1 protein-coding gene and 1 pseudogene are annotated in these 787 nt (G+C 71.4%); one reads left to right on the top strand and one right to left on the bottom strand.

The features are described 5' to 3' along the window. Nucleotides 1-178 (bottom strand): annotated as a pseudogene (locus NS184_RS18825) (DEAD/DEAH box helicase); the annotation flags it as partial. 278 nt (nt 179-456) lie between these two features. Between NS184_RS18825 and NS184_RS17080 the strand changes: the two are divergent. Continuing rightward, a partial coding sequence (locus tag NS184_RS17080; protein WP_242863105.1) for an endo alpha-1,4 polygalactosaminidase occupies nt 457-787 on the top strand: 331 nt, incomplete at its 3' end.

Below are 787 nucleotides of genomic sequence, written 5' to 3' on the forward strand. Positions count from 1 at the left end.
ATCCAGGCCGACACCCTCCCGGACTCGCGCCGCGGCCGAGGACGTCCTTGCCGCGGAGCGAGTCCGGGAGGGTGTCGGCCTGGATCGGGAAGGCGGTCTCCTTGCCCTGCTGGGCGAGGACGTCGACCATCGGCGCGGGGACGCCGAGGTCGGAGAAACGGATGTCTTCGTTGGTCATGGTCTGACCTTTCCAACCGGAGTGCACCGGTTGTGGGCGCGCTCTGGGCAGCGCGCGGGCGGGATGCGCGCCAACGACGGTGGCTGGCGCAGTCGCCGCAGCAGAGAAGCCTGGGCACCTTCGTGAGGTGCTCGATCATCGACCACGCAGGTGGTCGGGAGTCGGGGGCGTCCGTACGACGCACGAGGCGATCGGCGCCTCGAGTACCCCAAGCATAGCGGGTGTGCCCCGCGGACCGGGGGTGGGGCCGTTCGCCCTGCGCGTGCGAGGATGCCCGGGTGCGCGCCAGGACCCTGACCATGACCGTCGCGACGACCCTGGTGGCCGTGCTCGGCACCGCTGCCTGCGCCACCGCGACCCCGGTGTCCTCGTACCGGAACCTGCCGACCTCCGGCGTCCCCGACTACCAGCTCGGTGGCTCGTACACGCCGCCGGCAGGCGTCACGATCGTGGAGCGGGACAGCACCGCTCGGCCCGCGAAGGGGAAGTACTCGATCTGCTACGTCAACGGCTTCCAGACCCAGCCCGAGGAGGCTGCGATGTGGAAGCGGGACCACCCGACCGCGATCCTCCGCGACCGGACGGGCAAGCCGGTGTCCGACCCGGGCT

This window comes from Curtobacterium luteum (genome assembly GCF_001475545.1).
Taxonomy (GTDB): Bacteria; Actinomycetota; Actinomycetes; order Actinomycetales; family Microbacteriaceae; genus Curtobacterium; species Curtobacterium luteum_A.